The sequence below is a fragment of the Planktotalea sp. genome (genome assembly GCF_039984035.1).
GTDB lineage: Bacteria > Pseudomonadota > Alphaproteobacteria > Rhodobacterales > Rhodobacteraceae > Planktotalea.
This window is the reverse complement of record NZ_JBDWVM010000357.1, coordinates 1-7,460: the sequence shown is the minus strand read 5'-3', so window position 1 is coordinate 7,460 and position 7,460 is coordinate 1. Positions and strand designations below refer to the sequence as shown.

The following is a 7,460-nucleotide window of genomic DNA, read 5'->3' as shown; positions in this document are numbered from 1 at the left end:
ATCGCCAAATTCGTTGATGATGAGTGCGATGCGTTTGCCCTCTGCGTTTTCAAGCATGTGGCGGATGAGTGTGGTCTTGCCAGCCCCGAGAAAACCAGTGATGACAGTGGCAGGAATTTTAGCAGGCATGTGAGGTCTCCGATTGGATGACGTTTTGCAAAATGGGTCGGTGGATGTGACCCGTGTATTCGTGTGCGCGACGTGCGCTGCGCCCGGCGCCGAGCCGCAGGGTGCGGCGTTTGCCGAAGCTTTGCGCGGGCGTGTTCAAAGCGGCGTGCGCGTTGAACTGACCGAGTGCATGAACCAATGCGATCGTCCTGTTTCGCTGGCGCTCAGGGCGGAAGGGAAAGACGTTTATCTGTTCCATTCCGTCGACCCGAGCTGCGATTTGGACGATGCTTTGGCACTGATTGAGTTGTACCAAGAGGCGGACAGCGGAACGATTTCGGACGCGCGCGCGGCAGGGCGTTTGCGCCACTGCCTGAGCGGGCGCGTTCCGAAGTGAGGCGTTAGCCCTCATTTGCTTTTGTCCAGAACCAAGCGCAAAGGAAACCCAAGCAGCTCCATCCAGCCAAGGCTACCCCGAGGCTGAGCGACACGAAATGGGCCGAGAGTTCAGGGGGCGCAACGCCATAGTAAGTGTCCAGATGCGGCGCGCCGATGATGTGCGGTGCGGCCAAGAGGGCGATACCAACGAGTGCGATCGGACCTTTCGCAAAGGCGATAAAGGCAAGGCCTGCTGCGGTGGCAAGGATCGTGCAGAACCACCAGATTTGACGCGGCGCGAGTTCAGCCGCGGGGGTGCCGGGCAGTTCTGGGGGCAAGCCAACGGCGGGGGCGAGTTGCACGGTGATGAAGCCAGCAATGCCCCAGATTAGGCCCGACTTTGGCGTGATCGCATGACCCTTTCCAGAGGCAAAGACCATGGCGGCCAGCAAGATCAAACCGTAGCCCGCAAAGGTCACGAGGTTGAAGGCGACTGTCATCGCGTGGCGTGTCATTTCACCGCCCAAAGACGGTGCACCCTTGTCCGATTGGGTCGACCCATCGGTTGCAAAGTGGATGCGCGCGCCCGATTCATAAAGTTCGCCCTCCAGCAACGAGGGGATCACAAACGAGAATTGCAACAGAGCGGCAATCAGCCCTGTTACAACACCAGCGAGCATCGCGCTGGAAATCAAGTTTTTTGTCATTGGCCTAAATGGCCCCCGCGCTTAGTGGCAGGGAAACGCCATTGCGTGGCGCTGATCGTGCGCTGCGTCATGCAGCACAGTCGCTTGTGCCATGCCAGACGCAACGAGCAGGAAAACACCTGTCAGAACTGCGATTGCAAGGCCAAGTGCGGAGCTGTCGCTCTGTGCGATTGAAGCTGTTTTAGTCGTCATAGTCGTTCTCCTTGTACCGTCACACCCGACGGCGAAATTGGGTCTCTTTATGCAAGGCTGGTCTCCTGGCTCGCGGGTCGCGGCGCCTTGGTGTCTTCCCAAACCATTCGGTTCAGTGACATTTACCAGAGCGCTCGCCGCTTACAGTCGCGGGGGCGGCTGCGGCTTAAGGTTCCTGATTGGATCACCTTTTCCACATTCCCATTTCACCCTCAGACGCTTTGCGCCGTGCGAGGGATACCATGCATGCCCAATTAAAGACCCCTATTCGCGCGCCGCGTCAAGATCGATAACGACGTAGTTTGAGGCTTTAACGAAATATTATTACCGACCAATTCTTGTCGTTTGCCGCAATATCTTGTGGATAAGTCGCCTATGTTGCCCACATAGCGTGTCGTTCACGTTGACTCATGCAAGAGGGCTGATCACAGTCCTAGACCTAAAGAATCAACGGTGAGAGCAGCAGACGTGCGCTTTTCTAAACTCAAACTTCAAGGCTTTAAGAGCTTCGTGGACCCCACGGATCTCATTATTGCGGATGGTTTGACAGGTGTTGTTGGCCCGAATGGCTGCGGTAAATCCAATCTTTTGGAAGCTTTGCGTTGGGTGATGGGCGAAAACCGCCCTACTGCGATGCGCGGCGGTGGGATGGAAGATGTGATTTTCGCAGGTGCATCGACGCGTCCCGCCCGAAATTTTGCCGAAGTCAGCTTGCAGATTGATAACTCTGAGCGGCTCGCGCCTGCGGGGTTTAACGATTTAGACACGCTTGATGTGGTGCGCCGCATCACGCGGGACGTTGGCAGCGCGTACAAGACGAACGGCAAGGATGTGCGTGCGCGCGATGTACAGATGCTGTTTGCCGATGCCTCGACCGGAGCGCATTCCCCTGCGCTGGTGCGTCAGGGTCAGATTGCGGAGTTGATCAACGCGAAGCCGAAGAACCGGCGCCGAATTCTGGAAGAAGCGGCAGGTATTTCGGGGCTGTATCAACGTCGCCACGAGGCGGAGTTGAAGCTTAAGGGCGCTGAAACCAATCTTGCGCGTGTTGATGATGTTGTGGAGCAATTGTCGGGACAGTTAGGCCAGTTGGCACGTCAGGCACGGCAAGCGGCACGGTATCGCGCGATTGGGGATGAACTGCGCCAAGCTGAAGGCATGTTGCTTTATCGTCGTTGGCGCGATGCGGATGATGCGCGAGCGGCTGCGCAAGAAGAACTGCGTACGCGCACCACGGCGGCAGCGCAGGCGGAAATGGCGGCGCGGCAAGCGGGGAAAACCCGCGCTGAGGTGGATGAGGTTTTGCCTGGGTTGCGCGAAGAAGAGGCGATTGCGGCGGCGATTTTGCAGCGTCTGCAAGTGCAACGCGATACGCTGAATGACGAAGAGGCGCGGGCGCTTCAAACGATTGAGACGCTAAAGAACCGCATTATCCAACTTGATATGGATATGGAGCGTGAAGGGTCGCTGAACCGCGATGCGGTTGGCACGATTGAGCGGCTAGAGTGGGAAGCGCGCGAGTTGGCGAAGGCCTCTGAGGGGCATGAAGAGAAGCTGGAGCTGGCCGAAGAAGAAGCGCGCAGCGCTGCGAGCATTTTGCAGGATCGCGAGGCGGATTTGGCCGAGCGCACCGAAGATGTTGCGCGTTTGGCGGCGCGACATCAGTCGGCCTATCGCGTGTTGACGGATAGCCGTAAAATGTTTGAACGCAGCGTAACGGAAGCTGTCAAAGCGCGCGAAGCGGTTGAAGAAAGCCGCGAATTGCTCGGCAAGGCCGAGATGGAAATGGAGCTGGCTGAGGGGCGCGAGGCGGAAGCTGTCGAAGTTGCTGAGCGCGCCGAAGCCGCGGTTGCTGCGGCGGAGGCTGCGCGAGCCGAGACACAGGCGCTGGAAGCGGATTCACGTGCGGAGCGGTCTGAGGCAGAGGGCGAGGCGAATGCGCTGCGCGCTGAGGTCACAGCACTGGCGAAATTGCTGGAGCGCGATACGGCTGAAGGGGGTCAAATCTTGGACCGCTTGCAGGTCGAACAGGGCTTTGAAAAAGCGCTGGGCGCGGCGTTGGCCGATGATTTGCGTGCTCCAGAAGTTGAGAGCGATGGACCCTCTGGTTGGCGTGTGTTGCCGAGTTACGGTGATCGCCAGCCGTTGCCCGATGGTGTGACGTCCTTAGCGCGCCATGTGTCGGTGCCCGATGTGTTAGAGCGCCGCGCAAGCCAAATTGGTTTGGTGGATGCGGATGATGGTCAACGCTTGCAAGGCGCGTTGAAACCGGGCCAGCGGTTGGTGTCGCTAGAGGGCGATTTGTGGCGCTGGGACGGTTATCGCGCGTGGGCGGAAGATGCGCCATCGGCGGCGGCTTTGCGGCTTGAACAGTTGAACCGCTTGGAGGTTCTGAAGCAGGAAAACGAGCGCGCGACGTCGCGGCTTGAGGCGGCGCAGCGGGCGCATGAGGCTTTGACCGCGCGGCTTGCGGATGTGACGCGCGCGGATCGCGAAGCGCGTGAAGATCGCAAGGATGCGGATCGTTTGGTGAATGATGCGGCGCGCGCGTTGAGCCGCGCCGAGGCGGATCGCAATTTAGCCGAGGGCAAGTTAGAGAGCCTTGGTTTGGCCGTGACGCGTCATGAAGAGGATGCGATGGCGGCGCGCAAGCAGGTTCAGGAAGCTGAGCAGGCTGTGGCGGAACTGGGCGATCTGGAAGCAGAGCGCGGCGCGGTTGAAGACATTAAGATGACCGTTGAAGCGTCGCGGATCACGATGATGTCGCGCCGCTCCAGCCATGATGAAATCCGCCGCGAAGGCGATGCGCGGTTGAAGCGCACCCAAGAGGTCATGAAAGAAACCAGCGGTTGGCGGCACCGTTTGGAAACGGCTGAAAAGCGGATTGCCGAGTTGGGTGAGCGCAAGGACGCGTCCGAGATTGATCTTGGGGATGCAAGCGCGGCACCAGAAGAGATTGCGGCCAAGCGCGAAGAATTGACAGACGCGATTGGCGAGGCCGAAGAGCGCCGCAACACCGCAAGCGATGCTTTGGCGGAGGGCGAAAGCGCGTCGCGTGTGGCGGAGCAGGCGGAGCGCGATGCGGAGCGTGTGGCGTCCGAAGCGCGCGAGGCACGGGCGCGCTCTGAGGCGTTGAGCGATGCTGCGAAGGAGACGGTTGCTGCTGCGGCGGAACGGATCACCGAAGAGATGGAAACGACGCCTGAGACGTTGCTTGAGCGTTTGGATGTCGACGTCGACAAGATGCCAGAGTCTGGCGCGGTTGAAGCGGATGTGAATCGTTTGAAACGGCAGCGCGATGCGCTGGGCGCGGTAAACTTGCGCGCGGAAGAAGATGCCAAGGAAGTGCAGGTCGAGCATGATACGCTGGTCGGTGAGAAGGCCGATCTCGAAGAAGCGATCAAGACGTTGCGCGGCGGCATTGCGAGCCTGAACAAAGAGGGGCGCGAGCGTCTTTTGACGGCGTTTGAGCAGGTGAACAGCAACTTTTCGCTCTTGTTTACGCATTTGTTTGGCGGCGGTGAGGCAAATTTGGTGCTGGTTGAATCCGATGATCCGCTTGAGGCGGGTTTGGAGATTATGTGTCAGCCGCCCGGTAAGAAGTTGTCGACCTTGTCGCTGTTGTCAGGTGGGGAGCAGACGTTGACGGCGATGGCGTTGATTTTCGCGGTCTTCTTGGCCAATCCAGCACCGATCTGTGTGCTCGATGAGGTTGATGCGCCTTTGGATGATGCGAACGTGACGCGGTTCTGTGATCTTTTGGATGAGATGTGCCGCCGCACGGATACGCGGTTTTTGATCATCACGCACCACGCGGTGACGATGGCGCGGATGGATCGTTTGTTCGGTGTGACGATGGCGGAGCAGGGTGTGAGCCAGCTTGTGTCCGTTGATCTGAAGAAAGCTGAGACCTTGGTGGCCTAGCACCTGCTTGGGGGCCAGCCCCCAAGCCCCCGAAGTTTATCTGGAAAGATGAAGCGGGGCGTTAACCTTAATGCTTAGTTAAGCAGGAATTGCATCAGGTAGAGCGTTGCGACGCCGCTGATGATGGAGCCGACGACGTTTTTCACGAAGATGCCGAGTGCGAGTGTGACGGCTGCGGCTGTGAGGCGTGGAATGTCATATTCGCCGTTTGTGGCGGCGGGCCAAAGGACTGCGGGGGCGATGAGCGCTGGTAGGATGCCGACGGCGGTGTAGCGCAGGTGGCGGAGCAGCCATGGGGGGAGCTGGCGATCCCCGACGAGGCCGGTGAAAGCGAAGCGTAGGGCGAAGCTGCCGATGCCGAGGCCGATGATGACGATCCAGAGTTCTGTGCGATCGATCATGATGTGGCCTCTGCTTTGGCTTCGGTGCTTTTTTCGATACGCGCGCCGACCATCATGCCCCCGATCCCAGCGAGTAGGATGCCGAGGTTATAAGGGATGTTGACCAGAAGCAGCGATAGGGCCGCGGCGGTGAGCGCCGCGCTGATATGGGCGCGGGTGCGCAGGGCGGGCGCGATGATCGCGAGGAAGGTGATTGGAACCGCGAAATCGAGGGCGAAGGAGGCTGGGATTGCTTCGCCGATGAGCGCGCCGACGGCGGTGAAGATCCACCAGAGCGGGCAAACGGGTGTGACGACGCCAGCGAAATAGGCCATCTTTTGGTGAACCGTCATGGCTGGTTCGGCTTCGAACTTAGTGATGGAAACGGCGTAACTTTGATCGACTGTGAAGTAGGCGGCGATAGCACGTTGCCAGAGGGGGGCTGCGCCGAGGTGCGGGGTGAGCGAGGCCGAATACATTGCCATGCGCAGGTTTACAGCGAGGGCGGAGGCGAGCACGACGAATGTTGGCGCGTTTTCGTTCATCAGTTGCAGCGCAGTGAATTGGGCCGCGCCTGCGATGACCACGACAGAGAAGGCGACAGTTTCAAAGACATTCAATCCTGCCTCTGTTGCGAGCACGCCAAACAAGGTCGCAAAGGGGACGAGGACCAAAATAAAGGGCGCGCCGTCGCGAACGCCGTCTTTGAAGGCTGATTTGACGCTGGAGGATGCCATGAGCTGCCCTTACATTGTGCTTAACGAAAGAGCTATCGTGAGAGATGTTGCTTTGCAATCGCGAGCGCGTTGAAGGAAAGAGATACTAGGTGACAGGATATATCATAGCCCCTGATATGGCGCGCGCAGGGTTGACCCGCAGTATTGTGGGGGTTGATCAAAATGGCGCTGCGATTGAGCAAAATGTGGTCGAGGAGCGGCCCCTGACGATCTACCTCAATTCGCAGGAGATCGTGACGGCGATGACCATTGGCGATTATCCTGAATATCTGGCGCTGGGCTTTCTGCGCAATCAAGGGATGCTTGAGGGTGCAGGGGCTGTAACGCGCGTTGATTATGATGATGATCTGGACATCGTTGTTGTGCGCACAGATCAGCCGACCAATCACGAAGAGAAACTGAAGAAGAAGACGCGTACCTCTGGCTGCGCTGTCGGCACTGTTTTCGGCGATATGATGGAGGGGCTCGAGGGGCTTCGTTTGCCAGAGGCGGAGCTGCGCACCAGTTGGCTTTATGCGCTGGCGGCTGAGATCAACACGACGCCGTCGCTGTATCTGAGCGCGGGGGCTATCCATGGCACGGTTTTGTGCCGTGCGGATCAACCGCTGGTCTATATGGAAGATGTGGGGCGGCATAATGCGGTGGATAAGATCGCTGGATGGATGATGCAGAACGATGCCGCGCCTGAGGATAAAATCCTTTATACAACAGGGCGTTTGACGTCAGAGATGGTGATCAAATGCGCGCATATGGGCATCCCTGTGTTGGCGTCGCGTTCTGGTTTTACCGCTTGGGGCGTTGAGATTGCACAGCAAGTTGGGCTGACCTTGATCGGTCGACTGCGGGGGACGCGGTTCCAATGTTTGGCAGGGGCGGACCGTATTGTCTGGGATGCTGATCTGTCGCGGGTTAAGGACGAGCCGAAGAAATCTGCGCGAAAGGCCAGCACATGAAACAACCTATTGGCGTGATCCTTGCAGGTGGCCAAGCGCGGCGTATGGGCGGGGGCGATAAGGGTCGTCTGATGCTGGGTG

At 58.8% G+C, this 7,460-nt stretch carries 8 protein-coding genes, 1 pseudogene and 1 riboswitch; of the genes and pseudogenes, 4 read left to right on the top strand and 5 right to left on the bottom strand.

Annotation, left to right across the window (positions count from 1 at the left end; translation table 11 throughout):
- Positions 1-129: GTP-binding protein (locus ABJQ89_RS16015; RefSeq protein ID WP_348497166.1), on the bottom strand; the 129-nt coding region annotated here is incomplete at its 3' end.
- A gap of 13 nt (positions 130-142) precedes the next feature.
- On the opposite strand from ABJQ89_RS16015, the gene ABJQ89_RS16010 reads away from it, so the two are divergent.
- A complete protein-coding gene (locus ABJQ89_RS16010) occupies positions 143-505 on the top strand; it encodes a DUF1636 family protein (RefSeq protein WP_348497163.1) in 363 nt (120 codons plus the stop codon).
- 4 nt (positions 506-509) lie between these two features.
- On the opposite strand, the gene ABJQ89_RS16005 is transcribed toward ABJQ89_RS16010, so the two are convergent.
- Positions 510-1,193 (bottom strand): CbtA family protein, encoded by a 684-nt coding sequence (locus ABJQ89_RS16005; RefSeq protein WP_348497162.1) that lies wholly within the window; start codon positions 1,191-1,193, stop codon positions 510-512.
- 21 nt (positions 1,194-1,214) lie between these two features.
- Positions 1,215-1,385: a CbtB domain-containing protein gene (locus tag ABJQ89_RS16000; protein ID WP_348497161.1), complete on the bottom strand. Its 171-nt coding sequence runs from the start codon at positions 1,383-1,385 to the stop codon at positions 1,215-1,217.
- A 37-nt stretch (positions 1,386-1,422) separates the two neighbouring features.
- Positions 1,423-1,645, bottom strand: a riboswitch (cobalamin riboswitch).
- 208 nt (positions 1,646-1,853) lie between these two features.
- On the opposite strand from ABJQ89_RS16000, the gene smc reads away from it, so the two are divergent.
- A complete protein-coding gene (gene smc / locus ABJQ89_RS15995) occupies positions 1,854-5,309 on the top strand; it encodes a chromosome segregation protein SMC (protein WP_348497165.1) in 3,456 nt (1,151 codons plus the stop codon).
- A 74-nt stretch (positions 5,310-5,383) separates the two neighbouring features.
- Here the strand turns inward: smc and ABJQ89_RS15990 are convergent, their stop codons facing one another.
- Positions 5,384-5,710 carry an AzlD domain-containing protein gene (locus ABJQ89_RS15990; RefSeq protein ID WP_348497160.1) on the bottom strand — a complete coding sequence of 109 codons (327 nt, stop codon included), beginning with the start codon at positions 5,708-5,710 and terminating at the stop codon, positions 5,384-5,386.
- A complete protein-coding gene (locus ABJQ89_RS15985) occupies positions 5,707-6,426 on the bottom strand; it encodes an AzlC family ABC transporter permease (RefSeq protein ID WP_348497159.1) in 720 nt (239 codons plus the stop codon). The genes ABJQ89_RS15990 and ABJQ89_RS15985 overlap by 4 nt, the downstream gene beginning before the upstream one ends.
- Before the next feature lie 116 nt (positions 6,427-6,542).
- Here ABJQ89_RS15985 and ABJQ89_RS15980 point away from each other — a divergent pair, with 116 nt between their 5' ends.
- Together ABJQ89_RS15980 and ABJQ89_RS15975 are read left to right on the top strand one after the other, a co-directional pair.
- Entirely contained in the window at positions 6,543-7,379 is an 837-nt protein-coding gene (locus ABJQ89_RS15980; protein ID WP_348497164.1) for a formate dehydrogenase accessory sulfurtransferase FdhD, read from the top strand.
- Positions 7,376-7,460, top strand: a pseudogene (locus tag ABJQ89_RS15975) (molybdenum cofactor guanylyltransferase MobA); the annotation flags it as partial. The gene ABJQ89_RS15980 and the pseudogene ABJQ89_RS15975, both read left to right, overlap by 4 nt.